The organism is Hydrocarboniphaga sp. FW305-C-57 (assembly GCF_058783045.1).
In genome coordinates, this window is record NZ_JBYSYG010000005.1 from 231,264 (window position 1) to 257,966 (window position 26,703).

At 68.0% G+C, this 26,703-nt stretch carries 22 protein-coding genes; 14 read left to right on the forward strand and 8 right to left on the reverse strand.

Annotated features, from left to right (window positions below):
• Positions 1-82: 82 nt before the first annotated feature.
• Both AC3WUM_RS12520 and AC3WUM_RS12525 read right to left on the reverse strand, forming a co-directional pair.
• Complete coding sequence (locus AC3WUM_RS12520; protein ID WP_492410645.1) at positions 83-907, reverse strand: shikimate 5-dehydrogenase; 825 nt, start codon at positions 905-907, stop codon at positions 83-85.
• A complete protein-coding gene (locus AC3WUM_RS12525; protein WP_492410646.1) occupies positions 904-1,893 on the reverse strand; it encodes a LacI family DNA-binding transcriptional regulator in 990 nt (329 codons plus the stop codon). The genes AC3WUM_RS12520 and AC3WUM_RS12525 overlap by 4 nt, the downstream gene beginning before the upstream one ends.
• A 206-nt stretch (positions 1,894-2,099) precedes the next feature.
• Here AC3WUM_RS12525 and ptsP point away from each other — a divergent pair, with 206 nt between their 5' ends.
• Genes ptsP through AC3WUM_RS12545 form a run of 4 tightly spaced genes read left to right on the forward strand, consistent with a single transcriptional unit; the run spans position 2,100 to position 8,709 of the window.
• Complete coding sequence (gene ptsP / locus AC3WUM_RS12530) at positions 2,100-4,610, forward strand: phosphoenolpyruvate--protein phosphotransferase (protein ID WP_492410647.1); 2,511 nt, start codon at positions 2,100-2,102, stop codon at positions 4,608-4,610.
• On the forward strand, positions 4,607-5,557 hold the full coding sequence (gene pfkB, locus AC3WUM_RS12535) for a 1-phosphofructokinase (protein WP_492410648.1): 951 nt from the start codon (positions 4,607-4,609) through the stop codon (positions 5,555-5,557). Before ptsP ends, pfkB begins: the two co-directional genes overlap by 4 nt.
• A gap of 26 nt (positions 5,558-5,583) precedes the next feature.
• Complete coding sequence (locus AC3WUM_RS12540) at positions 5,584-7,335, forward strand: PTS fructose transporter subunit IIC (RefSeq protein WP_492410649.1); 1,752 nt, start codon at positions 5,584-5,586, stop codon at positions 7,333-7,335.
• A 54-nt stretch (positions 7,336-7,389) separates the two neighbouring features.
• Positions 7,390-8,709, forward strand: coding sequence for a carbohydrate porin (locus AC3WUM_RS12545; RefSeq protein ID WP_492410650.1), 1,320 nt, complete (start codon positions 7,390-7,392; stop codon positions 8,707-8,709).
• A gap of 229 nt (positions 8,710-8,938) precedes the next feature.
• On the opposite strand, the gene AC3WUM_RS12550 is transcribed toward AC3WUM_RS12545, so the two are convergent.
• Genes AC3WUM_RS12550 through AC3WUM_RS12575 form a run of 6 tightly spaced genes read right to left on the reverse strand, consistent with a single transcriptional unit; the run spans position 8,939 to position 15,766 of the window.
• Positions 8,939-10,285, reverse strand: a complete 1,347-nt coding sequence (locus tag AC3WUM_RS12550) for an amidohydrolase family protein (RefSeq protein WP_492410651.1) — start codon at positions 10,283-10,285, stop codon at positions 8,939-8,941.
• A 58-nt stretch (positions 10,286-10,343) separates the two neighbouring features.
• Complete coding sequence (locus tag AC3WUM_RS12555) at positions 10,344-11,264, reverse strand: efflux RND transporter periplasmic adaptor subunit (protein ID WP_492410652.1); 921 nt, start codon at positions 11,262-11,264, stop codon at positions 10,344-10,346.
• Position 11,265: 1 nt separating this feature from the next.
• Entirely contained in the window at positions 11,266-11,475 is a 210-nt protein-coding gene (locus tag AC3WUM_RS12560) for a DUF1656 domain-containing protein (protein WP_492410653.1), read from the reverse strand.
• Positions 11,465-13,708 carry an FUSC family protein gene (locus AC3WUM_RS12565; protein ID WP_492410654.1) on the reverse strand — a complete coding sequence of 748 codons (2,244 nt, stop codon included), beginning with the start codon at positions 13,706-13,708 and terminating at the stop codon, positions 11,465-11,467. The genes AC3WUM_RS12560 and AC3WUM_RS12565 overlap by 11 nt, the downstream gene beginning before the upstream one ends.
• 7 nt (positions 13,709-13,715) lie before the next feature.
• Positions 13,716-14,255: a MarR family winged helix-turn-helix transcriptional regulator gene (locus tag AC3WUM_RS12570; RefSeq protein ID WP_492410655.1), complete on the reverse strand. Its 540-nt coding sequence runs from the start codon at positions 14,253-14,255 to the stop codon at positions 13,716-13,718.
• On the reverse strand, positions 14,252-15,766 hold the full coding sequence (locus tag AC3WUM_RS12575) for an efflux transporter outer membrane subunit (protein WP_492410656.1): 1,515 nt from the start codon (positions 15,764-15,766) through the stop codon (positions 14,252-14,254). The genes AC3WUM_RS12570 and AC3WUM_RS12575 overlap by 4 nt, the downstream gene beginning before the upstream one ends.
• 183 nt (positions 15,767-15,949) lie before the next feature.
• On the opposite strand from AC3WUM_RS12575, the gene mfd reads away from it, so the two are divergent.
• The 10 genes from mfd to AC3WUM_RS12625 all read left to right on the forward strand — a co-directional run bounded on the left by mfd (position 15,950) and on the right by AC3WUM_RS12625 (position 26,693).
• The gene (mfd, locus tag AC3WUM_RS12580; RefSeq protein ID WP_492410657.1) at positions 15,950-19,327 is read left to right on the forward strand and encodes a transcription-repair coupling factor; all 3,378 of its coding nucleotides are present in this window, start codon (positions 15,950-15,952) and stop codon (positions 19,325-19,327) included.
• Between the two features lie 26 nt (positions 19,328-19,353).
• Positions 19,354-19,980, forward strand: a complete 627-nt coding sequence (locus tag AC3WUM_RS12585) for a CsiV family protein (RefSeq protein ID WP_492410658.1) — start codon at positions 19,354-19,356, stop codon at positions 19,978-19,980.
• A 176-nt stretch (positions 19,981-20,156) separates the two neighbouring features.
• The gene (locus tag AC3WUM_RS12590; RefSeq protein ID WP_492410659.1) at positions 20,157-20,345 is read left to right on the forward strand and encodes a YezD family protein; all 189 of its coding nucleotides are present in this window, start codon (positions 20,157-20,159) and stop codon (positions 20,343-20,345) included.
• 38 nt (positions 20,346-20,383) lie between these two features.
• Positions 20,384-21,379, forward strand: a complete 996-nt coding sequence (locus AC3WUM_RS12595; protein ID WP_492410660.1) for a sulfate ABC transporter substrate-binding protein — start codon at positions 20,384-20,386, stop codon at positions 21,377-21,379.
• 130 nt (positions 21,380-21,509) lie between these two features.
• Positions 21,510-21,728, forward strand: a complete 219-nt coding sequence (locus tag AC3WUM_RS12600) for a TOBE domain-containing protein (RefSeq protein ID WP_007186424.1) — start codon at positions 21,510-21,512, stop codon at positions 21,726-21,728.
• Between the two features lie 40 nt (positions 21,729-21,768).
• Positions 21,769-22,389, forward strand: coding sequence for a class II glutamine amidotransferase (locus AC3WUM_RS12605; RefSeq protein WP_492410661.1), 621 nt, complete (start codon positions 21,769-21,771; stop codon positions 22,387-22,389).
• 41 nt (positions 22,390-22,430) lie between these two features.
• Positions 22,431-23,303 carry a sulfate ABC transporter permease subunit CysT gene (gene cysT, locus AC3WUM_RS12610; protein ID WP_492410662.1) on the forward strand — a complete coding sequence of 291 codons (873 nt, stop codon included), beginning with the start codon at positions 22,431-22,433 and terminating at the stop codon, positions 23,301-23,303.
• 238 nt (positions 23,304-23,541) lie between these two features.
• Complete coding sequence (cysW, locus tag AC3WUM_RS12615) at positions 23,542-24,444, forward strand: sulfate ABC transporter permease subunit CysW (RefSeq protein WP_492410663.1); 903 nt, start codon at positions 23,542-23,544, stop codon at positions 24,442-24,444.
• A 14-nt stretch (positions 24,445-24,458) separates the two neighbouring features.
• Positions 24,459-25,601 (forward strand): sulfate/molybdate ABC transporter ATP-binding protein, encoded by a 1,143-nt coding sequence (locus AC3WUM_RS12620; RefSeq protein WP_492410664.1) that lies wholly within the window; start codon positions 24,459-24,461, stop codon positions 25,599-25,601.
• Positions 25,602-25,751: 150 nt separating this feature from the next.
• Positions 25,752-26,693, forward strand: coding sequence for a lysophospholipid acyltransferase family protein (locus AC3WUM_RS12625; RefSeq protein ID WP_492410665.1), 942 nt, complete (start codon positions 25,752-25,754; stop codon positions 26,691-26,693).
• The last annotated feature ends 10 nt before the right edge of the window (positions 26,694-26,703 follow it).

Consider the following 26,703-nt stretch of genomic DNA (forward strand, 5'->3'; position numbering starts at 1 on the left):
CAGCAAATGCGCCAAGCCGCATCGACATCGATCGAGTGAGTGAGTGAAACTTCGTAACGCTCCTGTGGCGGCGCGCAGCGACTCAGGCCGCGAGCGCGAACGCCGCCGCTGCCTGTACCTGCTCGGGCGTCGGCTGCCGCTGCGTGTAGAGCACGAACTGTTCGAGCGCCTGCAGCACGATCACCTCGGCGCCGGTGATCACGGGCTTGCCGATCGCGCGCGCCGCGCGGATCAGCGGCGTTTCGGGCGGCCGCGCCACCACGTCGAACACGGTGTGCGCGGCCTCGATCGCCTCGAGCGGAAACGCGAGCGCCTCGCTGTCCGCGCCTTCGACCATGCCGATCGGCGTGACGTTGACGAGCAGGCCGGCCTTGAACGCCGTCTCGAATTCCGGCCGCCAGTCGAAACCGTAAGTCGCCGCAAGCTTGCACCCGGCCGCTGCGTTGCGCGCGACGATCAGGCCATCGCCGAAACCCGAGTCGCGCAGCGCCGCGACGACCGCCTTGGCCATGCCACCGCTGCCGCGCACGACGAAGCGCGTGCGCGTCGGCACCGCATGCGTCTCGAGCAGCTGCACGACCGCCGCGTAGTCGGTGTTGTAGCCGCGCAAGTGGCCGTCGTCGTTGACGATGGTGTTGACCGAATCGATCGCGCTCGCCGACGGCATGAGCTCGTCGATCAGCGCGATACAGGCTTCCTTGAACGGCATTGAGATCGCGCAGCCGCGGATGCCGAGCGCACGGATGCCGCCGATCGCGGCGGGCAAATCCGTGGTCGTGAACGACTTGTAGACGTAGTCGAGTCCGAGTGCTTCGTAGAGATGGTTCTGGAAGCGCGAGCCGAAGTTGCCGGGTCGCGCGGACAGCGACATGCAGAGCTGGGTGTCCTTGCCGATCGCGGGTTTCATGGCGTTCTCGTCGCAGTGGAGCCGCGCAGCACGCAGCGGCCGCTGAGCACCACCTTGCGTACCGGCAGGCCGGGCGTCTTGAGCCGTTCGAACAGCAGGTTCATCGCGGCCCGGCCGATTTCCTCGACGGGCTGTTCGATCACCGTGATGCCCGGCTCGACGAGCTCGGTCCAGCTTTCGTTGTCGAAGCCGGCCAGCGCGAGATCTCCCGGAATCGACAGCCCGCGAGCCCGCGCAGCGCGCAACACGCCGATCAGCAGCAGGCTGTTGCTGACGACGAGCGCCTCGGGCCGATCGGCTTCGGCGAGCCAGCTTTGCGCGGCCAGCTGCGCGGCCTCGGCGGACGGGGCGACGAGCCGGAAATCGGGCTTCAGCCCGAAGCGCGCCATCGCCTCGAGATAGCCATCACGGCGCTGAGCGCCGGTGCTGCTCGCATTGCCGAACAGCCCGCCGATGCGCCGGTAGCCGCGCTCGAACAAGTGCGCGACGAGTTCGCTCATCGCTTCGCGGTTGTCGAGCACGACGGCGTCGTGCAGGCCGCCGGCTCCGGCGCGATCGATGAAGACCACCGGAAAATCGAGCGCCTTCTTCGACAACTGATCGAGCGTCGTGCGCGTGGGCGCGAAGATCAGCCCGTTGATGCGCTCGGACTGCATGTGCCGCAGGTACAGCGCCTCGCGCTCGGGATCTTCGTCGGTGTTGCAGAGGATCACGCGCATGCCGGCGCGATAAGCGCTGTCTTCCACGGCACGGCTCACGGCCGTGAAGAACGGGTTGCGGATGTCGGCGACCACCAGCCCGATGGTTCCCGAATCCTGCGAGCGCAGGCGCCGGGCCGCGAGATTGGGCCGGTAGCCGGTCGCGCGTACCGCGGCCTCGACCTGGGCGCGCAGTTCCTCGCTGACCGGCCCCTTGCCGAGCGCGCGCGACACCGTCGCCGGCGAAACCCCCGCGGCCCTGGCCACGTCCTTGATTCCCACGCCCATGCAGACCTCACTGAAAAACCTGAGAAAACGTTCTCAGTCATAGCAGCATTCTTTACCGTCAGGCGAGGTTAACGCAATGCGCCCAGCATGCTCTTCCTGTCCTGGATGGCACCGGTCGGCTAGGGATTCGAGTCGATAGGGGATTGACAGCATGAAGTGAAAACGTTTTCATATGCCCCATAACGACGACACCCGGAGGAGAATCCATGTCCGTCACCCCTGCCCTGCTGTCCACCGAACTCGTGCGCCTCGGCGCCGCCCCGGCCGACAAGGAAGCCACCATCCGCCAGGCCGCCCAGCTGCTGATCGCGGCGGGCTGCATCGATCCGGCCTACGAGGCCAGCATGCTGCGCCGCGAGGCGGTGGCGAACACCTTCCTGGGCCACGGCGTGGTGATCCCGCATGGGCTCGGCGAGGACCGCAACCTGGTCCTGCGCAACGGCATCGCGGTGCTGCAGATGCCCCGCGGCGTCGAATGGAACCCGGGCCAGACCGCGCACATCGCGGTCGCCATCGCCGCGCAGTCCGACGCCCACATCGCCATCCTGCGCCGGCTCACGCGGCTGATTCAGGACGAATCGCGGCTGGTCCGGCTGTTCGTCACCGACGACGCGCAGGACATCGTCGCCGCGCTGTCCGATGACGCGCCGGTGGCGGCCTCCAGCGGCCCGGCCACTGACCTCGCCGAACGCTTCCGCTGGACCGTGAGCTATCCGTCCGGCCTGCACGCGCGGCCGGCGGCGCGCTGGGTGGAAGCGGCGCGCGGATTTTCGGCGCGCATCCAGGTGCGCAATGGCGACCAGGTGGCCGATGCCAAGAATCTGGTGTCGCTGCTGCAACTCGGCCTGCGCGCCGGCGACGTGGCAATGCTTTCGGCCGAAGGACGTGACGCCGCCGCCGCGCTCGGCAAGCTGCGCTCGGTAGTCGAAAGCCTCACCGCGCAGGAAAAGCGCGACGCCGAACTCGCGGCCCAGCGCGCCGCCGCGCCGACCAGCGGCTGGACGCCGCCGCAGGCCAAGACTGCGATCGCCGGCATCGGCGCGAGTCCGGGGCTGGCGATCGGCGTCGTCCACCGGCTCGCGAGCCATGAGGCCGAAGTGCCCGATCATCCGGTGCCGCTGACCGAGGGCGGCGCCCAGCTGCACGAGGCGATCACCGCGACCCGACTGCAGCTCAAGGCCGTCGCCGACGACACCGCGCGCCGGCTCGGGGCGACCGACGCGGCGATCTTCAAGGCCCAGGGCGAACTGCTCGCCGACACCGACCTGATCACGCTGACCTGCCAGCTCATGGTCGAAGGCCACGGTGTCGCCTGGAGCTGGAACCAGGCCGTCGAACGCATGGCCGGCAAGCTGTCGGCGCTCGGCAACGCGGTGCTCGCGGGGCGCGCGGCCGATCTGCGCGACGTCGGCCGCCGCGTGCTCGCGAACATCGACCCGAGCCTGCGCCAGGTCGCCACCGGCGAGCTGCCTGAAAACAGCATCCTGGTCGCCGCCGACCTGTCGCCGTCGGATACCGCGACGCTCGATCCCGAGCGCGTCGCCGGCATCGCCACCGCCCAGGGCGGCCCGACCTCGCATACCGCAATCCTCGCGCGCACGCTCGGCCTGCCGGCGCTCGTCGCAGGCGGCAGCGCGCTGCTCGATCTCGCGCAAGGCTCGGCCGCGATCATCGACGGCCAGAACGGCCGGCTCTATCTGAACCCGTCGGCGGCCGATCTCGAATCGGCGCGCGCCTGGATCGCCGAGCAGCAGGCGATCCGCGCGCGCGAAGCCGAGCAGCGCGCCCTGCCCGCGCAGACCACCGACGGCCATCGCGTCGAAGTCTCCGCCAACATCAACCTGCCCGATCAGGCCGCGCTCGCGCTTTCGCAGGGCGCCGAAGGCGTCGGCCTCATGCGCACGGAATTTTTGTTCCTCGAACGCGGCAGCACGCCGAGCGAGGACGAGCAATACGAAACCTACAAGGCGATGGCCGAAGCGCTCGCGGGCCGTCCGCTGATCGTGCGTGCGCTCGACATCGGCGGCGACAAGCAAGTGGCGCATCTGCAGCTGCCGCGCGAGGACAATCCGTTTCTCGGCGTACGCGGTGCGCGACTGCTGCTGCGCCGCGCCGATCTGCTCGAGCCGCAGCTGCGCGCGCTGTATCGCGCGGCCAAGGACGGCGCCCGCCTGTCGATCATGTTTCCGATGATCACCTCGGTCACCGAAGTGATCGCGCTGCGCGAGGCCTGCGAGCGTATCCGCGCCGAACTCGCCGCGCCCGCGCTGCCGCTCGGCATCATGATCGAAGTGCCCGCCGCCGCGATCCAGGCCGACGTGTTCGCGCGCCACGTCGATTTCTTCTCGATCGGCACCAACGATCTGACCCAGTACACGCTCGCGATCGATCGCCAGAATCCCGAGCTCGCGGCCGAGGCCGACAGCCTGCATCCGGCGGTGCTGCGGCTGATTCGCCAGACCGTCGCCGGCGCCGAACGCCACGGCCGCTGGGTCGGCGTCTGCGGCGGCCTGGCTGGCGATGCCTTCGGCGCCGCGCTGCTCGTGGGTCTGGGCGTCTCCGAACTGTCGATGACGCCGCGCGACATTCCGGCCGTGAAGGCGCGCCTGCGCGCGAGCACGCTGTCCGAACTGCGCGAGCTCGCCGAGCGTGCCTTGACCGTCGAAACCGCAGCCGACGTGCGCAGGCTCGACATCGCAACGGAGCCGAGCTCATGAGCGCGACCATCGTCACCGTCACGCTGAACCCGGCGCTCGATCAGACCGTGCTGCTCGATACCCTGCAGCCCGGCGCAGTCAACCGCGCGAGTTCGGTGCGTCTCAATGCGGGCGGCAAAGGCGTCAACGTCGCCTCGTGCCTGGCCGACTGGGGCTTGCCGACGATCGCGACCGGCCTGCTCGGGCGCGACAACACCAGCGAGTTCGACAGCCTGTTCGCACGCAAGCGCATCGACGATCGCTTCGTGCGCATCGCCGGCCAGACGCGCACCAACATCAAGATCGTCGCAGCCGACAGCGGCGAGACCACCGACATCAACCTGCCCGGCACACCGGCCGATGCGGATTCGTTCGCGCAGGTGCAGGCCGTGCTCGGCGAACTGCGCGATCGCAGCGGCATCGCGGTGCTCGCAGGCAGCCTGCCGGTGGGCATCGACACCGATGCCTACGCCGCCCTGCTGCGGCAAACCGCGGCCAGCGGCATGCGCAGCGTGCTCGACACCAGCGGCGCTCCGCTCACGGCCGCCTTGCGAGGCAATGCCGCGCCCTACGCGATCAAGCCCAATCGCCACGAGCTCGAAAGCTGGTGCGGGCGCAAGCTCGACAGCGCCGAAAAGCTGCTCGCGGCCGCGCGTGAACTGCAAGGCCTCGGCATCGTGCTCGTGGTGATCTCGATGGGCGCCGAAGGCGCGCTGTTCACCGACGGGGACGCGCAGGCTTTCATCGCCCGGCCGCCGGTCATCGAAACACAAAGCACGGTCGGCGCCGGTGACGCGATGGTCGCCGGCATCGTGGCCGCGATGGCCGAGCGACGCGATCTCGAATCGCTCGCGCGGCTGTCGACCGCATTCGCCACCGCCAAGCTCGGCCTTGCGGGCCCGAACCTGCCGGCGCGCGAGCAGGTGCTTGCGCTCGCCGAAGCCACGCGCATCGAACGCCTGCGCTGAACAGCAGCATTGCGAGGAGAACCATCATGAGTTCATCGATCACCCATCTGATCGCGGTGATTTCCGCGGGCGAGCGCAGCACCGAAGCCGTGCTCGCGGCCGAGGCGCTGCGCCGGGCCGCAGCCGATGCGTCACTGCAGCTGCGCGTGGAAGTGCGCACCGCGCTCGGCACGCTGAGCCCGATCGACGACGCCTCCGATGCGCAGCGTCTGCTGCTGATCGGCGATGGCGATTTCGAAGCCGCCCGCTTCGCCGGCCTGCCGCGCAGCCAGGCCTCGCTCGAACAGGCGCTGGCCGATGCGCCGGCGGTACTGCGCACGGCGACGCAAAGCGCTGCGACGAGCGCCGTACCAAGCACCGCCACGAGCGAAGGGCCCAAGCGCATCGTCGCGATCACCTCGTGCCCGACCGGCATCGCGCACACCTTCATGGCGGCCGAAGGCATCCAGCAGGCGGCCAAGGCACTCGGGCATCGAATCCGCGTCGAGACGCAGGGCTCGGTCGGTGCGCGCGACACGCTCACGGCCGACGAGATCCGCGAGGCCGATCTCGTGCTGATCGCGGCCGATACGCAGGTCGATCTGTCGCGCTTCGCCGGCAAGCCGCTGTTCAAGAGCAACACCAAGCCCGCGATCAACGACGGCAAGGCGCTCATCGCCAAAGCCTTCGCCGAGGCGCAGCCGCATCGCGCCGCAGCGACCGAGTCGAACAGCGCAGCGACGTCGACGAAACAGGCCGCGAGCAAGAGCGGGCCGTACAAGCATCTGATGACGGGCGTCTCGTTCATGCTGCCGTTCGTGACCGCCGGCGGTCTGCTGATCGCGCTGGCCTTCGCGCTCGGCGGCATCTATGTGTTCGACGACGCCCACAAGGGCACGCTCGGCTGGTCGCTGTTCCAGATCGGCGCCAAGGCCGGCTTCGTGCTCATGGTGCCCGCGCTCGCGGCCTACATCGCGTTCTCGATCGCCGATCGCCCGGGCCTTGCGCCCGGCATGATCGGCGGGCTCGTCGCCGCCAATCTCGGCGCCGGATTCCTCGGTGGCATCGCGGCCGGTTTCATCGCCGGCTACGGCGTGCATGCGCTCAATCGCGCGATCAAGTTGCCGCGCAATCTCGAAGGGCTCAAGCCCGTGCTGATCCTGCCGGTGCTCGGCACGCTGCTCACGGGCCTGCTGATGATCTACGTCGTCGGCGGGCCGGTCGCCGAAGCGCTCGCCGCGATGACGGCCTGGCTGCGCGGCATGCAGGGCAGCAGCGCGATCCTGCTCGGCCTGCTGCTCGGCGGCATGATGGCCTTCGACATGGGCGGGCCGATCAACAAGGCCGCGTATGCGTTCTCGACGGGCCTGCTCGCGAGCGAGGTCTACAGCCCGATGGCGGCGACGATGATGGCCGGCATGACCGCTCCGCTCGGCGTCGCGCTCGCGACGAAAATCTTCGCCGATCGCTTCACCAAGGAAGAACGCGAAGCCGGCAACGCCGCGGCCGTTCTCGGCCTGGCCTTCGTCACCGAAGGCGCGATTCCGTATGCGGCGCGCGATCCGCTGCGCGTGATTCCGGCGCTCGTGCTCGGCTCCTCGGTCAGTGGTGCGATCTCGATGCTCGTCGGCGCCGAACTCAAGGTTCCGCACGGCGGCGTGTTCGTGCTGCCGATTCCGAACGCCGTTACGCACCTGGGCGGCTATCTCGTCGCGCTCGTCGTCGGCACGCTGCTGACCGCCGTTGCGCTGCGTGTGCTCAAGAAACCCGCGCCGATCGGCGCGAGCGCCACCACCTGAATCCATTGCTTTTTTGCAGCTGACGCGGACCACGATCCGCACGAGGAGAGCCCCATGTCATCGTCTCGCATCCGTCGCCACGTGCTGGCGGCATTGGCGCTCTGCGCCCCGAGTCTGGCCTTCGCCGGCACGCTCGCAGACAGTCTCACGCCGAAGGCCGGCTACACCGGCGAATTCGCCGTGCTGCTCGACGGCGGCCAAAGCCGTGGCGATGCCTACGCCGGACAATTCCACGTCGGCGCCGATCTCGACCTCGCCAGCTTCGCGGACTGGAAAGGAGCGGCAGTGCATCTGAACATCTCCTCGCGCCACGGCGACAACCTCGCGGTCGACGAAATCGGCAACAGCACCTCGGTGCAGGAAATCTTCGGCGGCCAGGGTGAGCGGCTCGCCAATCTGACGCTCGAACAGAAGTTGCTCGATGATCGCCTCGTGCTCGAAGGCGGACGCACGGTCGCGAACATCCACTTTCTCGGCTCGGACCTGTGCAGCTACTTCCAGCTCAACGCGGCCTGCGGCAATCCGACCTTCGTGTTCCGCACAAGCAGCTTCACCTGGTGGCCGGTGTCGAGCTGGGGCGCGCATGCCAAGGCCTGGATCACGCCGACGATCTACGCGCACATCGGCGCCTACGAGGTGAACCCGCATCAGGCCGACGACGGTCAGCATGGTTTGACCTGGAACACGAAGGACAGCACCGGCGTGATCCTGCCGTTCGCGCTCGGCTACAAGACCACGCTCGAAACCGCTCGCCTGCCTTCCATGATCGAACTCGGCGGCTGGCACGATCGCTCCGACTACACCGATCCGCTCGCCGACGCCAACGGCGATCCGGCGCAGGTCAGCGGCCTGCCGTATGCGATGCACGACCGCCGCAGCGGCGTCTACGCGCGCTTCGAACAGCAGCTCACGCGGCCTTCGGCGAACGACGATCGCGGCCTGATCGTATTCGGCAACGCGCTCAGGCAGGTGCAGGGCGAAGCGATCGAGGATTACTTCATCGATCTCGGCTTCGTGCAGAAAGGCACCTTCCGCAATCGCCCACTCGACAACGTCGCCTTCGTGATCACGCAGCAGCATTACAGCGACGAAGCCATCGAGAACCTGCGCCTCACGCGCGCCACGGCCGGCGGCAGCGGAAGCCCGCATCGTTCGCAGACGATGATGGAACTGAGCTACGGCATCCAGCTCACGCCCGCGCTGCGCATCGCCCCGAACCTGATCTACGCGATCCACCCGGACCAGTTCGCCGATCCCGATCGCACCGAGGATCTGCCGAATGCGTTCATCGCGGGGCTGCGTGTGGATCTGTCGCTGACGCCCGCGCTCAAGGCGACCGCGCGGCAGTTCACGCGGAGTGCGACGAAGGGTTGATTGGAGATCGCCCACTTTCCAGAAGAACCCTCTCTCCCCGCCTTCGGCGGGACTCTCTCCCGCAAGCGGGAGAGAGACGTCAACGGCATCGCGACGACATTGGAGTCAACACACCATGCCGGTCCCCTCTCCCACTCGTGGCGAGGTCGTTGGCTCAGGGCGAGGACTGACTCGATGTCAGTCCGAGTTAAGCAATGACGGTCCGAAGAACCGGGACAGGGGCTCTCGCCTAAGGCGCGATCGGTACCGCCACCTGCGCCCCACGCTGCCAGACCGAATCGATCCGCTGCAGCGCCTCGACGTTCCTGCTGGGATCACCGTCGACGACGAGCAGGTCGGCGCGCTTGCCCGCTACGAGCACACCGCGATCATCGAGTCCAAGCAGCGCAGCGGCCCCGCTCGTGGCGATCGTGATCGCCTGCATCGGTGACAGGCCGGCCGCGACCATGAGCTGCAGCTCGCGATGCTCGGCGAAGCCCGGAATGCGCTGCGGATTCGCGCCCGAATCGGTGCCGAAGCCGATCTTCACGCCGCCGTCGAACAGCGCTTTCAGGTTGCGCTGATTGGTCGCGAGCGAGGCCTGGTTGCGTACCAGTGCCTGCTTGTCGGCGAGCGTCTTCTCGCGCCAGGCCGCGTCGTCGAACTGCGCCGCCAGCGCTGGCTGCAGGCTCTCCCTGAAGAACGCCGAGCGCATCCACTCGGGCTGCTGCGCATAGACGTAGAACGCCTCGTCGAGATCGAGCGTGGCGATATACCAGGTGCCTTTCGTTTTCATCGCCTGGATCAGCGCCGCATCGACGTCACGATCGCGGATTCCGTGCGCGAGGATGTCGACGCCCGCATCGACGAGCTTGCGCGCGTCGTCGAGGTAGTAGACGTGCGCGGCCACGCGCAGGCCGAGCTGGTGCGCCTCGTCGATGATCGCGGTGTAGATCTCGGGCTTCATCTTCGCGGCCAGCGTGTGATTGAAATCGTCGACCCAGATCTTCAGCACGTCGGGCTTGCGTTTGGCGCTGTCGCGCACGAAGGCGCGCGCTTCCGCAACCGTACGCGGACGATAGAGCTGCTCGGCGCCGACCTTGACCGGCGGAGCACCCTGCTCGACGCCGAAGCCGCGATCGGCGCCGAACAGGTCGGCTCCGCGCATGCGGCCCTCGTGCGCAGCTTCGCGCAGCGACAGAAACGCCGGCGCATTCATGCCGAGCGAAGTCACCGTGGTCACGCCGAAGCGCTGCCATTGCTTGAGCTGGCGCTCGACGTTCGCTCGCGTGTAGTTCTGCGGACCCACGACGAGGCCGTCGGTGAGACCGACGTGCGAGTGATTCGAGATCAATCCAGGCAGCACGCTCTTGCCGCTCAGGTCGATCTCGCGCGCGCCTTTGGGAACGCTCACGCCCGCATCGGGGCCGAGGGCGGCGATGCGGCCGTCCTCGATGAGCAGGGTCGCGCTTTCGATCGCAGCGCCACCCTGCCCGTCGATGATGCGGACGTGGCGCAAGGCCACCGCATCGGCCATCGCGCAGGCGCTGAAACCGAGCAGGCCCGCAGCGAATATCCAGGGCATCGAACGAACCATCGGCGCTTCTCCTTCCGTGGGAGCGCCGAGTGTAGCGATTGCCTGCCGACCGAGCGCCTCAGCCCTCGTGCTTCCCGCTCTCGCTCTGGTTCTCGCTCTGCGCGGCCGAAGCGCGAGCGCCCGGATGCACGATGACCGAGCAGGTGGTCCCGGCGACGAGCGTGGTCTGGCGCGACTCCGCATCGAGCGCGATGCGCACGGGCACGCGCTGGGCCAGACGCACCCAGTCGAAGGTCGGATTCACGTTCGACAGCAGCGCCGGGCCGTTCGGATTGTCGCGATCGGTGATGCCGCGTGAAATGCTGTCGACATGGCCTCGCAGGCGGCGGCCATCGAGCAGGCGAACTTCGGCCGCATCACCCGCGCTCATGCGCGCGAGCCGCGTTTCTTCGAAATAACCGTAGACGTAGTACGAATCCGAGCGCACGAGCGCGAGCGCCGGACGGCCTGCGCTGGCGTAATCGCCCGTGAAGGTCGTGAGGTTGGTGACGTAGCCGTCAGCCGGGGCGCGCACCTCGGTGCGCTGCAGATCGAGCTCGGCCGCAGCGAGCGCGGCCTCGGCCTGCGCGACCTGCGCCTGCGCGGCGGTCAGTGCGAAGTTGGCGGCCTGCACCTGTTCTTCGGCGACGACGATGCTCTGCACGGAAGCACGCCGACGCGCCGCGTCCTGGCGCTGCGCGAGTTCGGCACGGCGCGAGGCCAACGTCGCCCTGGCCTGCGCGACGGCCTGTTCGTAGCGTTCCGGATCGACGCGCATGAGCACCTCGTTCTTGTGCACGAGCTGGTTGTCGTGCACGGCGACTTCGGCGACGAGGCCCGAGACGTCAGGCGCGAGATTGATGACGTCCGCGCGCACGCGTCCGTCGCGCGTCCACGGCTCTTTCATTTCGTGCTGCCAGAGCCGCAGTCCGGCGATCGTCGCCGCCGCGACCAATGCAGCGGTCAGGACCAGGCGCAGCATCCATTTCAAAGCGTTCATCTCAAACTCCGATCACGGCACGTGCGAGCGCGAGGCCCGCGAACAGCAGAATGAAAAAGCTCAGCCGGGCCAGCGAGGGATGCCAGAACCAGCGGTAGACGCCCGCTTTCGTGAGCAGGGTCTCGAGCGGCCAGAAGATCAGCGCGCTGATCAGGAAAACCGGCAGCAGCGAAGGAAACAGCACGCCGTCGAAGGCGAGTTCAGGCGCCATGAGCGGCTCCGATCGTGGGAGTTTCGGCGCGCGCGCTGCGCTGCGCCTCGGCTTTGGTGCGCGCGCGCAGGTCCGCGTACCAGCGATCGTCGCTGAGCAGCAGGCGCAGCTGTCGCAAGGCCGCGTGCAGCTCGTTGCCCGAACGCTGCTTCGCCTCGCGGGCCAGCTGCGTACGCATGAGCACCTGCTCCTGCGCTTCGAGCTCGGAAATGCTGCGCGCGCGCGACCGGCCGCGAGGATCGGCGAAAAATTCGGCGAGCCCGTCGAGCAGCGCGGGCGACACGCCCGCAGCGGAGCGGCGCGACGCCGCCTCGCGCACCGCGAGCACCGCATGCCCGGCCTCGAGCACCGCGAGCGCGCAGGCGGTCAGGCGCGGTCGCAGTTCGGGGCGCTGCGGGCCGTTGCGTCCGACGAGGATCGTCAGCAGCTCGCGCACGCCGTGATCGAGACGATGACGACGTTGATCGATATCGCCCTCGCAGGTGCGCGACGCATAGCGCCAGAGGCTGCGGCGCAGGCGCCCCGAGAAATCCGTCGCGAGCGGCACGATCGCGGTGAACGAAGCGATCGCGAGCGCGCAGGCCGTCAGCGCGCCGAGCACTTCGTTGACGGTGCCCGGCAAGTCGTAGCTCGGCGCGGACTGCATGCCCAGCAGCACCGGAAAGAACATGCCGACCCCGCGGCCGATCGTCGCGGTTTTCGGAATCATCGTGATCCAGGCGCAGAACGCGAGGAACGGCGCGAGCACCAGGGCCATCGAAACGAAATCATCCGCCTGCGGCAGCACGCCGAACTTGACGACGATGACGAGCACGCCGGCGAGCACGACCGAGATCATCAGGTCGCGCACGGCGGCCTTGGGTTGCGGCATCGCGGCGAACAGCGTGCAGGTCACCGCGGTCAGCACGAGCGCCGAAGGACCGCGCGGCCAGTCGGTGGCGATCCAGAACACCGACATCAGGCCGATGCCGACCGCGCCGCGCAGGCCCATGAAGATCGCTTCGATGCCGTCGGTGTGCGGCAGCCAGCCGATGCCTGCGCCCTTGGCTTTCGGCCGCTCACGCGTGAAATCCGCGTACGAGCTCGTGAATTCGAGATAGCTGTCGACGAGGTTCACGAGGCGCTCGGCGAGCGCCTCGAAATCCATGCGCGCCTCGAGATTCGAGGCCTCGTCGCCGTGCGCATCGGACACCAGCGGGCGCAGCAGTTCGATGCGATCGCCGAGCTGATCGCGCCAGCCCGACAGGCGCGGCTCGATCGCGGCGGCTTCGTCGGACGAGCGTGGCAGTTGCCCAGCCGAATCGAGGCCCGTCGAGATCAGCCGGCCGAATTCTTCGGCGAGACCCCCGAGCAGATTCAGCGCCGTCATCGCCGCGGCGTTCGGCGTTCGAACCTGCGCCGCGCGCAGGCGATCGACCGCGAGGCTCCAGCCATGCAGATGCGAATCGGCGCGGCTCATCGCATCGGCGAAACGGCGCAGCTGCGGCCCATGCAGGCGAATTTCCGCGCTCTCGAAACTCGCCGCCTCGCGACGCAGTTCGAGCGCGATCGCGGTCTCGGCGAGCGCGAGTCCGCGTGCGAGCCGCTGCTGCGGCTGCCAGTGCCCGCTCGCGACCGAGCGCGCGTGCGCGGCCAGATCGGCGTAGGCCTTGCGCACCGCGTCGCGCAGCGTGTGCGAGGCGTATTCGGGCAGCAGCAGATCGGCGATCAGAGCGGTGCTGACGATACCGACGAGCACTTCGGTCGCGCGCATCACCGCGATGCTGAAGACGAGTTCGGGCGTCGCGATCGCCGGCACCGCGATGATGGTCACGGTGTAGCCGGCCAGCACGAAACCGTAGGCGCGATAGCCGCGCACGTAGGCCGCGCCCATCGTGCACAGGCCGATCCAGAGCGAGAGCGTGATCAGAAAACTCGTGCGATGCTCGACCAGCGTCGCCACCAGCGCGACCGCGGCGACGGCGCCGACCAGCGTCGCGCAGATGCGGTAGAAGCCTTTCGCGATGACGTCGCCCGAGCGCGGTGCGGCGACGATGAAGACGGTGACCATAGCGGTGCTCGGCGCGCCGAGATTCAAGGCCATCGACACGCCGAGCGCGACGAGCGCCGCGAGCACCGTGCGCAGCACGAACAGCAGTCGCGGAGCGTCGATGCGGCGCCAGTCCGCGAGCGCTTCCTGCGCGCTGCGACGCAGGAGCGCGGTCGCGCGATGCGGTGACGATGCGGCGCTCATCGCCGGCTCACCGGGTCCGGTTCGGTGCGCGCGCGCTGTCGAGCTGCGCGACCATCGGGCGCAGCAGCTCGGTGAGCCGCACCACGTCCTTCGCCTCGAGCATCGCCGTGAGGTTCTCGATCACCGGCCAGACCTCGGGCTGCACGCGGCTCACGTGCTCGTGACCGGCCGGCGTCAGGCTCACGCGCACGGCGCGGCGATCGACGTCGTCGGGCTTGCGCTCGATCCAGCCGGCGGCAACGAGGCCGTCGCAGATGCGCGTGAGGTTGGCCGGCTTTTCGCCACTGGCCTGGCAGAGCTCGCTCGCGGTGAGGGTTTCGTCGGGCTGATCGTAGAGCGCCATGACCACTTCGTAGGTGGCCGGCGTGAGTCCATGCGCGACGAGCACCACCGACAGCGCTTCCTGCGTGCGCTTGTGCAGATGCGTGAGCAGACGTGTGAGTGCGAGCCGCTCGTATGGCAGGCGGCCGAGCTGCTGGCGCCGATGCCGCAGGCGCGCTTCGATCGGGCTGAAGCTGTCTTCGTTCGTCAGGTCGCGGTTGCTCATGAGGCGCTTCCGGTTCGAGTGGGGTGATTCGGCGCGTCGGCGTGCCCGGCGACGTCGCGCTGCGCTGCATCCGCGGGCTGATCCGCATTCGGATCGAAGCCGCCGCCGAGCGCCTGCATCAGCGCGGCCTGCGAGGCGAGCCGCTGCGCGCTGCTGCGCACCAGCGCTTCGCGCGCGGTGAACAGCGCGGTCTGCGCCTGCAGCACATCGAGATAGCCGGTGAGCCCGGCCTTGAAGCCGGCGTGCGCCTGATCGAATGCGCGCTGCGCGGCTTCGACGGCCTCGCGGGTGTCCTGCGCCTGCGCCTCGGCGCTGCGGCGTTCGGACAGCGCGTCGGCCGCTTCATGCAGCGCCGCGATCACCGAAGCGTCGTAGGCGTCGACCGCGCTGTCGAAGGCCGCGGTCTGGCCGTGCAATTGAGCGCGCAGTTCGTCGCCACGGAAGATCGGCAGGCTCACCGCCGGGCCGACTTCCCAGGCCGCCGAATCGGCAAGCAGGAATTTGTTGAACGAGAGCGACTGCAAGCCGATCAGTGCGTGCAGATCCACGTTCGGATAGAAGCGCGCGTGCATCGCATCGATACCGCGGCTCGCGGCCTCGACACGCCAGCGCCGAGCGACCACGTCCGGACGGCGGCCAATCAGCATCGCCGGCGCCGCCTGCGGCAGCTCGATCGCGCGATCGAGCGCGAGTGCGGGCGCCGCCAGCGCTTCGCCCGCGCCCGGTCCGTCGCCGACCAGTGCGGCGAGCGCGTAGCGCGCGCGATCGATCGCGCTGGCGCTCGCATCGAGCCGCGCCTTGAGCAGCGGCAGCTCGGCGCGCACCTGGCTCAGCTGCAATTCGGCGACCATGCCGGCCGCGCGCAGCTTGAGCGTGATGTCGATGATCTGCTGGCGCTGTTCGACTTCGGCCTCGAGCTCGTGGTGCAGCTCGCAGGCCAGCGCGTAATTCACGTAGGCGCGAACGACCGCGCTTTCGAGCGCGAGTCGGGCGGCGCGTGCTTCGAGCTCGCTCGCGCGCTCGCCGCCGAGCGCCGAATCCCAGGCCGCGCGGTCGCCGCCCCAGAAGTCGAAGGCGTAGCGGAGCTTGAGATTGGCCTGGTTCTCCCAGTACGAGGCGCCGCCGAGCGGCGGCGGAAAGATATGGTTGGACGAGTAATGCGTGCGCCGCGACAGCGCCTCGACGTCCTCGTCCCAGCCGATCGCCGATTCGGCGCCTTCGGCCGCGGCGCGCGCCTGTTCGACGCGGTCCATCGCGAGCTTGAGGTTCGGGTTGTCGGCGACGGCGCGGGCGACGAGCGCATCGAGCTGGGCGTCGCCGAACATCGTCCACCAGCGCTCCTGCGGCCAGCCGGCCGGCGACAGCGAGGCGCTCAGCACCTGGCCGCCGTCGAGACCGGAGACGTCCACGGGTTTTCTATGCGCGGCGATGCCGCCGGTGTCGGCGCAGGCCGCGAGCAGGGCGGCGCCGAGCGCGGCGACCACGGGTGCGGTAAGCCATAGTGGTTTCATGGCTGAATATTACATCACTGAAATATCAATCAGTGTAATTTTCGGCGATCAAATTTATCGATGCCCGGCCCCGGGTTCCGGAAATGAATTCCTGAACGGCGCCGCATCGGAAGCGAGCCGGAGCTGCATGTAAAATGGCGGCTCATTGAAGGGCGCCAGCGGCGCCCTTCGCATTTGACGCATATGAATACGAACGCGACGGACCCGACCTTTCCGCCTCTCGCCGTTGCCGCGCTCGCCACCGTGCGCGCGGCGAGCGCGCACGACGGGCTCATCCTCGCCGTCGCCGGCAACGAGCAGGAGGCGTATCGGCTCGAAGACGAGTTGCGCTTCTTCGCCGGCGGCGAGATCGAGGTGCTCCATCTGCCCGACTCCGAGGTGCTGCCCTACGAGCAGTTCTCGCCGCACCAGGAAATCCTGTCGAGCCGCATGGCGGCGCTGTACCGGCTGCCGCAGCAGAAGCGCGGCATCCTGCTGATCACGGCCGACGCGCTGCTGCAGCGCTTCCCGCCGCGCAGCTACATCGAGGGCCGCACCTTCCTGCTCAAGGCTGGCGAGAAGCTCGATCTGCAGGCCTTTCGCGACAAGCTCGTCGCCGCCGGTTACACGAGCGTCTCGGAGGTGCAGACCCAGGGCGAGTTCGCGGTGCGCGGAGCGCTTGTCGACCTGTTTCCGATGGGCTCGGACACCGCCTATCGCATCGACCTGTTCGATGACGAGATCGAATCGATCCGCAGCTTCGACCCGGAAACCCAGCGCAGCATCGACAAGGTGCCCGAAGTGCGGCTGCTGCCCGCGCGCGATTTCCCGACCGACAAGGAAGGCATCGAAGTCTTCCGTCGTCGCTATCGCGAATATTTCCCGGGCGACCCGGCGCGCTCGCGCATCTACAGCGAAGTCAGCAAGAAGCTCATGCCGGGCGGCATCGAGGCCTGGCTGCCGCTGTTCTTCGGCCAGACCGCGACGCTGTTCGACTATCTGCCGCCGAAAACGCGTGTTGTCGAGCTCGCCGATCTGGTCGCGGCGACCACGGCCGACTGGGCGCAGATCGACGAGCGCTACGAGCGCCACCGCGGCGACATCGAGCGCCCGCTCATGAAACCGGCCGATCTCTACATCGAGCCTTCGCAGGCGCTGACGCGACTGGCGACCTTGCCGCACGTCGAGGCGCCGCTCGCCTTGCGCGGCAGCGCCAACACGCTGGCCAGGCCGCTGCCGGCCGGCGAAGCCGATCTGCGGGAATGGATCAAGAACACGCCAGGCCGCGTACTGTTCGTCGCCGAATCCGCAGGCCGCCGCGAATCGCTGCTCGACTGGCTCAAGGGCTTCGGCGTGCTGCCGCGCGTGCACGAGAGCTGGCTCGATTTCGAGACCGACAAGAATCGCTACGGCATCGTCGTCGGTCCGCTGCAGACCGGCTTCGAACTCGCCGGCGAAAAGCTCGCGCTGGTCGCCGAGGCGCAGGTGTTCGGCCGCCGGGCGCCGGTGGAATCGCGTGCGCGCCGGGCCAAGGTGCGCGATCCCGAAACGATTCTTCGCGATCTGTCGAGCCTCGCGATCGGCTCGCCGGTGGTACACGCGCAGCACGGTGTCGGCCGCTATCGCGGCCTGCAGCGGCTCGATGCGGGCGGCATCGAATCCGAATACCTGCTGCTCGAATACGCGGGCGGCGACAAGCTTTACGTGCCGGTCGGATCGCTGCAGATGATCCACCGCTACACGGGCGCCGAAGAGGCTTCCGCACCGCTGCATTCGCTCGGCTCGGATCGCTGGGAAAAGGTGCAGGCCAAGGCGCGCGAGAAAGCGCACGACGTCGCCGCCGAGCTGCTGCAGATCCAGGCGCGCCGCGCGGCCAAGCCCGGCATGTCGCTGGAACTCGAGGAAGACGACTACCGCCGCTTCTGCGATGGCTTTCCGTTCAACACCACGCCCGACCAGCAGGCCGCGATCGACGCCGTGCTGGCCGACCTCAAACTCGACAAGCCGATGGACCGCGTGGTCTGCGGCGACGTCGGCTTCGGCAAGACCGAGGTCGCGCTGCGCGCCTGCTTCGCGGTGGCGCGCTCGGGCCGCCAGGTCTGCATGCTCGCGCCGACGACCTTGCTCGTCGAACAGCACGCGAAGAATTTCCGCGACCGTTTCGCCGATTGGCCGATCCGCGTCGCCGCGCTCTCGCGCATGCGCACGGCCAAGGAACAGGCGGCGATGCTCAAGCAGATCGAGGAAGGCTCGCTCGACATCATCATCGGCACGCATCGCCTGCTGCAGGAAGACGTGCGCTTCAAGAACCTGGGCCTGGTCGTCGTCGATGAAGAGCATCGTTTCGGCGTGCGCCACAAGGAGCGCCTCAAGAACATGCGCGCCGAAGTCGACATGCTCACGCTGACGGCGACGCCGATTCCGCGCACGCTCAACATGAGCATGTCGGGCCTGCGCGATCTGTCGATCATCGCCACGCCGCCGGCCTCGCGCATCGCGATCAAGACTTTCGTCGCCGAGTGGGAACGCAACCTCGTGGTCGAGGCGATCCAGCGCGAGCTGCGTCGTGGCGGCCAGGTGTACTACCTGCACAACGAGGTCGCCGACATCGCGCGCATCGCCGACGACGTGCAGAAAATGGTGCCCGAGGCCATCGTGCGCTACGCCCACGGCCAGATGCGCGAGCGCGACCTCGAGCAGGTGATGCTCGATTTCTATCACCAGCGCTTCAACGTGCTCGTGAGCACCACGATCATCGAGTCGGGCATCGACGTGCCGACCGCGAACACGATCCTGATCGATCGCGCCGACAACCTGGGCCTCGCGCAGCTGCACCAGCTGCGTGGACGCGTCGGACGCAGCCATCACCGCGCCTACGCCTACCTGCTCGTGCCGAGCAAGCGCGCGCTGTCGGCCGACGCCGAGAAGCGCCTCGAGGCGATCGAAACGCTCGGCGATCTCGGCTCGGGCTTCGCGCTCGCCACGCACGATCTCGAAATCCGCGGCGCCGGCGAGCTGCTCGGCGAAGGCCAGTCGGGCCAGATCGAGGAAGTGGGCTTCACGATGTACGCCGAGCTGCTCGCGCGCGCGGTGAAGGCGCTGCGCTCGGGCAAGCTCGACGACCAGCCGTTCGGCATCGCCGCCTGCGAAGTCGACCTCGCCGTCTCCGCGCTGCTGCCCGACGACTACATACCGGACGTGCACACGCGCCTGGTGTTCTACAAGCGCGTCGCCGAAGCCGGCGACGACGAGCGCCTGAAGGAACTCAAGATCGAGATGATCGACCGCTTCGGCCTGCTGCCGCCGGCCGCCGAGCGCCTGTTCGATGCCGCGCGCCTGCGCGTGATGGGCGAGGCGCTCGGCATCACGCGCATCCGCGCCGGTGCCAAGGGCGCGACGCTCGATTTCGGCGCGCAGCCGAAGATCGATCCGATGAAGCTCATCAAGCTGATCCAGAAGCAGCCCAAGGTCTACAAGCTCGAAGGCCAGAAGCGGCTCAACATCAACGCCCCGCTCGAAGCGCCCGAAGCCAGAGGCGACCAGATCGCGGCCCTGCTGACTACACTCGGCGACAAGCCGTGATCACCGCGGCACCGGAGACGAGACACGTGAGACGCAAGCTGGTAGGCGCATTGATCTGCCTGATCGCGCTGCTGCCCAACTTCGCAACCGCAGCCGATGCGACCTATCGCGTCGACATGATCGTGTTCCTCGACCTCTGGCACTCGGGCGACGAGGCCGGCATCGCGTCCGGCTCGCCGAACCTCGCCAATGCGATCCGGCCCGAAGACGTCCAGGCGCTGCGCTCGGCCGGCATCGAGATCCTGCCGGACGCGCAGTTCGGACTCGACGACGAGTACAAGCACCTGCGCTACAGCAAGCAGTTCAAGCCGCTCGTGCGGCTGGCCTGGACGCAGAAGAATCCGCCGACCGAGCGCGGCCCGGCGATTCGCATCCAGGTCGGCGGCTCGTCGGCCGACGGCGACCCGGCGGCGACCGATGCGGCCGCCGGAGGCCCGCAGGTGCAGGGTTCGGTCGCCCTGCTGCTGAGCCGCTACCTGCACCTCGACATCGACCTTCAGTACGTCGAAGACGGCACCGCCTGGAAGCTCGACGAGCGCCGCCGCATGCGCCGCGACGAGGTGCACCACCTCGACAGCCCGCGCCTCGGCGTGCTGGCCAAGGTCAGCAAGGCCTCGGGCGCCGACAACGATGCGGCGCCGCCGCCTCAGTAAGGCCGTTCGCCGCGCTCGACGCCCCGCAGACGCCCGCCTCGCGCGGGCGTTTTGCCGTTCGGAGCTACATATTCAATTTTGGCCTTTTTAAATCTCCACATATTCTTTTTAGAAATAACCGCAGCCTTCTAGGATGCAGGCCAACCCCGGGTGATATCCACGGAAGACCTGCCTTTATGAACGCTCAAGTCCATCGCCTGGACGAAACCGAAGCCCGCCTCGCGGAGCGCATCGTCCAAGCCATTCGCGGCCTGCGCTACGGCTCGGTCGAGATCGTGGTCCACGACGGCCGGGTGGTGCAGTTCGAGCGCCGCGAACGCGTGCGCTTCGACCGCACCGCCGAAGAATCATCGACGCGCCGCTAAAGAAGACCGGCGGCCCGACTCACAGACCAGCGAAGAACATGCTCAAGAAACTCATCGTGGCCGCCGCCCTCGCGGCCCTGCCCGTGCTCGCCCAGGCGGCCTCCAGCGAACTGCTCAACGTCTCCTACGATCCGACGCGCGAGCTCTACAAGAACATCAACTCGGCGTTCATCGCCCAGTGGAAGCAGCAGAGCGGCGACACGCTGAAGATCCAGCAGTCGCACGGCGGCTCGGGCAAGCAGGCCCGCGCGGTCATCGACGGCCTCGAGGCCGACGTCGTCACGCTCGCGCTCGCGGCGGACATCGATGCGCTCGCCGACAAGGGCAAGCTGCTGCCCGCGAACTGGCAGCAGCGGCTGCCGCACAACAGCTCGCCGTACACCTCGACGATCGTCTTCCTCGTGCGCAAGGGCAACCCGAAGAAGATCAAGGACTGGGACGACCTCATCAAGCCCGGCATCAGCGTGATCACGCCGAACCCGAAGACCTCGGGCGGCGCGCGCTGGAACTATCTGGCCGCCTACGTGCACGGCCTGCAGAAGTTCAACGGCGACGAGGCCAAGTCGCGCGACTTCCTGAAGGCGCTCTACAAGAACGTGCCGGTGCTCGACAGCGGCGCGCGCGGTTCGACCACCACCTTCGCCCAGCGCGGGCTCGGCGACGTGCTGCTGGCCTGGGAGAACGAGGCCTTCCTGTCGCTCGAAGAGTTCGGCGCCGACAAGTTCGACATCGTCGCGCCGTCGCTGTCGATCCTCGCCGAGCCGCCGGTCGCGGTCGTCGACAAGGTGGTCGACAAGCACGGCACGCGCAAGGCCGCCGAGGCCTACCTGAACTTCCTCTACACGCCCGAGGCGCAGGAAATCATCGCCAGGAACTACTACCGCCCGATCGACGCGAACGTGGCGGCCAGGTACGCCGACAAGTTCCCGAAGATCGAGCTCAAGACCATCGCCGACCTCGGCGGCTGGACCAAGGTCCAGGCCACGCATTTCGGCGACGGCGGCGTGTTCGACCAGATCTACGGCGCTCGCTGAGCCATTCGAAGCGCTCATTCCCGCGAAGGCGGGAGTCCAGTTCGACTCAGTGAACGCCTGGACCCCGCCTTCGCGCGGGTGACGAAGCCGCATCGCCGCACCCCTTCACTTACCGACGCAGAAAACCATCATGTCCATCGCAGCCGTCAACACGCGCAACCAGTTCCGCGGCAAGGTCGCCAACATCCGCCGCGGTTCCGTCGTCTCCGAAATCGAGGTGCTGACGCCCAACGGCATCATCTCGGCGGTCGTCACCACCTCGTCGATCGACCTGATCAACCTGCAGGTCGGCGAAGAAGCGCTCGCCATGTTCAAGGCCACCGACGTGCTCGTCGCCAAGCTCGGCTGAACGCGCGCACGCAATTGCAAAGGCGCTCCTCGCGATGTGCGTGATCATCCACAAACCGGCCGGCGTCGCGATTCCCCCCGCGCTGCTGACCGCCTCGGCCTCGCTCAATCGCGACGGCTGGGGCTTGATGGGCTTCGACGCGACCGGCCGCCTGCTGCTCGAGCGCCATGCGCGCGTCGACGTCGCCGAGCTGCTCGAAGCCGAGCAGCGCTATCGCGACGTCGAGATCGTGATGCACCTGCGCATGCTCACGCGCGGCTCCACGCATGCGGCGAACCTCCATCCGCTGCCGGTCGACGAGCACAGCTTGCTGATGCACAACGGCACCGTCGACCGACTCGACACGCCGGTCTGCGGCCGCTCGGACAGCTGGCACCTGGCGACCGAAGTGCTGCGTCCGCTGCTCGAGCGCGATCCGGCGCTGATCGAGCAGCCGGCGTTCACGCAGCTCGTCGAGCTCGCGCTCGGGCCGCAGAACCGCGCGGTGCTGCTGCATGCGCCGAGCCGTCGCATCCACGTCTTCAACCGCCGGTACGGAGCCGAGATCGACGGGCTCTGGTGCAGCAGCACGCGCTGGATCGACGAGCGTCATTTCACGGTGCCTTCGGCTCCGCAGCCGCAGGAGCGCAGCCTGCTGACCGAGCATTTGCGATTCATCTGAAGCGGCCTTTCTCCCGGGCTGACTGTACGGACAGAGACCCCATGACTTCTTTGGCTGCACCTGCGTCGAACATCATCAGGCCGGCACCACGGCAGCGATCGGTGATGCCGGGCTTCGGCCTGAGCCTGGGCTACACGCTGCTGTACCTGAGCCTGATCGTGCTGATTCCGCTCGCCGGCGTGTTCTTCAAGGCCGCCGACCTCGGACCGCAGCAGCTCTGGAACGTCGTCACCTCGCCGCGCGTGGCCTCGGCGCTGCGCTTGAGCTTCGTCGCCGCGCTGGTCGCGGCGACGATCAACGCGTTCTTCGGCCTGCTGGTCGCCTGGGTGTTCGTGCGCTACGACTTCTTCGGCAAGAAGCTGCTCGACGCCACCATCGACCTGCCGTTCGCGCTGCCGACCGCGGTCGCCGGCATCGCGCTGACCGCGCTGTATTCGGGCAACGGCTGGATCGGCCAGTTCCTCGAGCCGCTCGGCATCAAGATCGCATTCACGCCGCTCGGCGTGATCGTGGCGATGACCTTCATCGGCCTGCCGTTCGTCGTGCGCACCGTGCAGCCGGTGCTCGAAGAGGCCGAAAAGGAGCTCGAGGAAGCCGCCGCCTCGCTCGGCGCGACACGCTGGCAGACGATCACGCGCGTGATCCTGCCGGCGATCCTTCCAGCGCTGCTGACCGGCACCACGCTCGCCTTCGCGCGCGCGGTCGGCGAATACGGCTCGATCATCTTCATCGCCGGCAACCTGCCCGGAATCTCCGAGATCGCCCCGCTGCTGATCATCATCAAGCTCGAGGAATTCGACTACGCCGGCGCGACCACGGTGGCGGCGACGATGCTCGTGATTTCGTTCGCGCTGGTGCTGCTGATCAATCTGCTGCAGGCCTGGACGCGCAAGCGGCAGGGGGCGAAGGCGTGAGCATGCATCTCGGCCTAAGCAATTTGTTTTTCCCCTCTCCCGCTTGCGGGAGGCCGTTGGCACTGGCGAGGACTGACTCAATGTCAGTCCGAGTTAAGCCAACGGCGGCCGAAGGACCGGCAGAGGGGCTGCTCGTAAACGGAGCGCATCTTTCGACCGAACCCTCTCTCCCCTCGCTCGCGCGAGGGACTCTCTCCCGCAAGCGGGAGAGAGGAACGGCGGCAAGCGGTGAACCTTCATGACCACCACCGACCACAGCCTGCAAGACCCGCCCAAGCTGCCGTTCGAGCCGCTGATCCAGACCAACGCGGTCATCACCGAGGCGCCGTGGCTGCGCCGTACGCTGACCGCCATCGCGCTGCTGTTCCTGCTCGGCTTCCTGCTGCTGCCGCTCGTCTCGGTGTTCTACGAAGCGCTCGGTAACGGCATCGGCGCCTACGTCGAAGCGATCGTCGAGCCCGATGCGATGGCCGCGATCCGGCTCACGCTGCTGGTCTGCGCGATCGCGGTTCCGCTCAACGTCGTGTTCGGCATCGTCGCGGCCTGGGCGATCACCAAGCACGCGTTCCGCGGCAAGCAGCTGCTCGTCACGCTGATCGACCTGCCGTTCTCGGTGTCGCCGGTGGTCTCGGGCCTGATCTTCGTGCTGATCTTCGGCGCGCAAGGCTGGGCCGGGCCGTGGCTGTCCGATCACGGCATCAAGATCCTGTTCGCCTGGCCCGGCATCGTGCTCGCGACGGTGTTCGTGACGTTTCCGTTCGTCGCGCGCGAGCTGATTCCGCTCATGCAGGCGCAGGGCACCGACGACGAGCAGGCCGCTCTGTCGCTCGGCGCCTCGGGCTGGCAGGTGTTCTGGCACGTGACTCTGCCGAACATCAAATGGGGCCTGCTCTACGGCGTGCTGCTCTGCAATGCGCGCGCGATGGGCGAGTTCGGCGCGGTGTCGGTCGTCAGCGGCCACATCCGCGGGCTCACCAACACCATGCCGCTGCACGTCGAGATTCTCTACAACGAATACAGCTTTGCGGCCGCGTTCGCGGTGGCCTCGCTGCTCGCGATCCTGGCGCTCGTCACGCTCGGTCTGAAGACCCTGCTCGAATGGCGTTACGGGGCGGAGCTCGCGGCCTCGCGCAGGCACTGAAATACCGGGAAACAATGGACATCCAAATCCGCGGCATCCACAAGGGCTTCGGCAACTTTCCGGCGCTGGCCGGCGTCGATCTCGACATCGCCTCGGGCGAGCTGATCGCCCTGCTCGGCCCGTCGGGCTCGGGCAAGACCACGCTGCTGCGCACGATCGCGGGGCTCGAATTCGCCGACTCGGGGCAGATCCTGTTCGGCGGCGAAGACACCGTCGGCCTACCGGTGCAGCAGCGCCGCGTCGGCTTCGTGTTCCAGCACTACGCGCTGTTCCGGCACATGACGGTGCTCGACAACATCGCCTTCGGCTTGCGCGTGCAGAAGCGCTCGCAGCGCCCGTCGGCCGAGGCGATCCGCCAGAAGTCGCTCGAGCTGATCGACCTCGTGCAGCTCAGCGGCCTCGACAAGCGCTATCCGTCGCAGCTGTCGGGCGGCCAGCGCCAGCGCGTCGCGCTCGCGCGGGCGCTGGCGATCGAGCCGCGCGTACTGCTGCTCGACGAGCCGTTCGGCGCGCTCGACGCCAAGGTGCGCAAGGACCTGCGCCGCTGGCTGCGCGAGCTGCACGAGACGACCGGCTACACCACGATCTTCGTCACCCACGATCAGGAAGAAGCGCTCGAGCTCGCCGATCGCGTCGTGGTGATGAACCGCGGTCGCATCGAGCAGGTCGGCACCACCGACGAGGTCTACGAAAGGCCGGCGACGCCGTTCGTGTTCGAGTTCCTCGGCAACACCAATGTGCTGCCGGGCCAGGTGCGCAATGGCGAAGTGCATGTCGATGGGCTGATTCCGGCCATCGCCAGCGCCCGCGCACAGGCCGACGAGGCTGTCGAAATCTACGTGCGCCCGATCGACCTGCGCCTGGCCGATGCCGGCGATCCGGGCATCGAGGCCATCGTGGCGAGCACCCAGCGCACCGGGCCGATCGTGCGCAGCGAGGCCATCGCGAGCGTCTCGGGCGCGAAGCTCGAAATCGAGCTCCCGCACCTGCATCGCGACGTCTCCGAACTGGTCCCGGGCGCGCGCGTGCGGCTGCGGCTGAACCAGTTCAGCGTGTTCCCGGCAAGCGCGCGCGGCAGCGCCAGCCAACGGCGCACGCTCGAAGACGTGGTGCCGAACGCGCCGGCCGAATATCGCGAGCGGGCCCGCCACGGCTGAGAAGCCGGCGGACTATCACAAAGGCGTTCGCCGGCGTCGAAGAATGCCTTCATGCTCAGGACCTTGGGCTATTTCAGATCGCGTCACAGGCTGTCACACTACGGCTCCGTCGTCGTCATGGGGCCGCGCGGCCCCGGAACCGCATCCATCGTGTTGAACTTCGTCCTCAGGCTCGTCGCTCGCCTGCCCCTGCGCCTCATGCACGGGCTCGCCGTGATCGTCGGCTGGGTCGCCTGGCACTTGGGCGGCGAGAAGAAGCGGCTGTCGCGGCTCAATGTCGACCTGTGCTTTCCCGAGCTTTCCGCCGCCGAACGCCGGCGCATCGTCTACCGCTCGTTCGGGCACTACTACAAGACCCTGTTCGAATACCCGCTGATCTACCTCGGCGACGCCGACCGGCTGCGCGCGCTGACGGTGGAAGTCCGCGGACAGCATCTGCTCGACGAAGCGCTCGCCCAGGGCAAGGGCGTGATCCTCGCCGCGATGCACCTCGGCTCGTTCGAAGTCGGGGCGATTCCGATGTCCGAGCGCTACACGATGACCGGCCTGTTCAAGCCGGTGAAATACGCGGCGATCTCCGAGCTCGCGCTCAAGGGGCGTACGCGCTTCGGCGGCCAGGTGGTGCCGATCGTCAAGCGCAACGGCAAGCGCGCGGTCGGCAGCCAGCTGCTGCGCGCGCTCAAGCGTGGCGAAATCATCTACGCGGTTCCCGATCGCGACCCGCCGCGCGGCCAGGGCGTGTTCGCGCCGTTCTTCGGCATCGAGGCGCATTCGCCAGTGCTGATTCCCAAGCTCATGCAGGCCTCGGGCGCCAAGCTGCTGATCTGCTATGGCGAACGCCTGCCCAGGGCGCGCGGCTTCGTCATGCACTTCGTCGAGCCGCCGGCCGGCCACGACAGCGAGGATCTGCAAGTGGCCGCCGCCGCGATCAACGCCGGCACCGAAGCCTGCGTGCGCGCGCATCCGGAGCAGTACTGGTGGGGCTACATGCGCTTCAAGCGCCGGCCTTACGGCCAGGTCTGCTACTACCGCAACAAGGTGCAGCACGCGCCGGCTCCGGCCACCGGGGACGGCGAGCGCAAGGCCGCCTGAGGCCCTTCGA

Coding starts and splice junctions, on each gene's coding strand:
- AC3WUM_RS12620 (WP_492410664.1), top strand. CDS start 24,459: ATGGACATCCAAATCCGCGGCATCCACAAGGGCTTCGGCAACTTTCCG.
- ptsP (WP_492410647.1), top strand. CDS start 2,100: ATGTCCGTCACCCCTGCCCTGCTGTCCACCGAACTCGTGCGCCTCGGC.
- mfd (WP_492410657.1), top strand. CDS start 15,950: ATGAATACGAACGCGACGGACCCGACCTTTCCGCCTCTCGCCGTTGCC.
- AC3WUM_RS12525 (WP_492410646.1), bottom strand. CDS start 1,893: ATGGGCGTGGGAATCAAGGACGTGGCCAGGGCCGCGGGGGTTTCGCCG.
- AC3WUM_RS12570 (WP_492410655.1), bottom strand. CDS start 14,255: ATGAGCAACCGCGACCTGACGAACGAAGACAGCTTCAGCCCGATCGAA.
- cysW (WP_492410663.1), top strand. CDS start 23,542: ATGACCACCACCGACCACAGCCTGCAAGACCCGCCCAAGCTGCCGTTC.
- AC3WUM_RS12595 (WP_492410660.1), top strand. CDS start 20,384: ATGCTCAAGAAACTCATCGTGGCCGCCGCCCTCGCGGCCCTGCCCGTG.
- cysT (WP_492410662.1), top strand. CDS start 22,431: ATGACTTCTTTGGCTGCACCTGCGTCGAACATCATCAGGCCGGCACCA.
- AC3WUM_RS12545 (WP_492410650.1), top strand. CDS start 7,390: ATGTCATCGTCTCGCATCCGTCGCCACGTGCTGGCGGCATTGGCGCTC.
- AC3WUM_RS12560 (WP_492410653.1), bottom strand. CDS start 11,475: ATGGCGCCTGAACTCGCCTTCGACGGCGTGCTGTTTCCTTCGCTGCTG.
- AC3WUM_RS12520 (WP_492410645.1), bottom strand. CDS start 907: ATGAAACCCGCGATCGGCAAGGACACCCAGCTCTGCATGTCGCTGTCC.
- AC3WUM_RS12575 (WP_492410656.1), bottom strand. CDS start 15,766: ATGAAACCACTATGGCTTACCGCACCCGTGGTCGCCGCGCTCGGCGCC.
- AC3WUM_RS12600 (WP_007186424.1), top strand. CDS start 21,510: ATGTCCATCGCAGCCGTCAACACGCGCAACCAGTTCCGCGGCAAGGTC.
- AC3WUM_RS12540 (WP_492410649.1), top strand. CDS start 5,584: ATGAGTTCATCGATCACCCATCTGATCGCGGTGATTTCCGCGGGCGAG.
- pfkB (WP_492410648.1), top strand. CDS start 4,607: ATGAGCGCGACCATCGTCACCGTCACGCTGAACCCGGCGCTCGATCAG.
- AC3WUM_RS12565 (WP_492410654.1), bottom strand. CDS start 13,708: ATGAGCGCCGCATCGTCACCGCATCGCGCGACCGCGCTCCTGCGTCGC.
- AC3WUM_RS12555 (WP_492410652.1), bottom strand. CDS start 11,264: ATGAACGCTTTGAAATGGATGCTGCGCCTGGTCCTGACCGCTGCATTG.
- AC3WUM_RS12550 (WP_492410651.1), bottom strand. CDS start 10,285: ATGGTTCGTTCGATGCCCTGGATATTCGCTGCGGGCCTGCTCGGTTTC.
- AC3WUM_RS12590 (WP_492410659.1), top strand. CDS start 20,157: ATGAACGCTCAAGTCCATCGCCTGGACGAAACCGAAGCCCGCCTCGCG.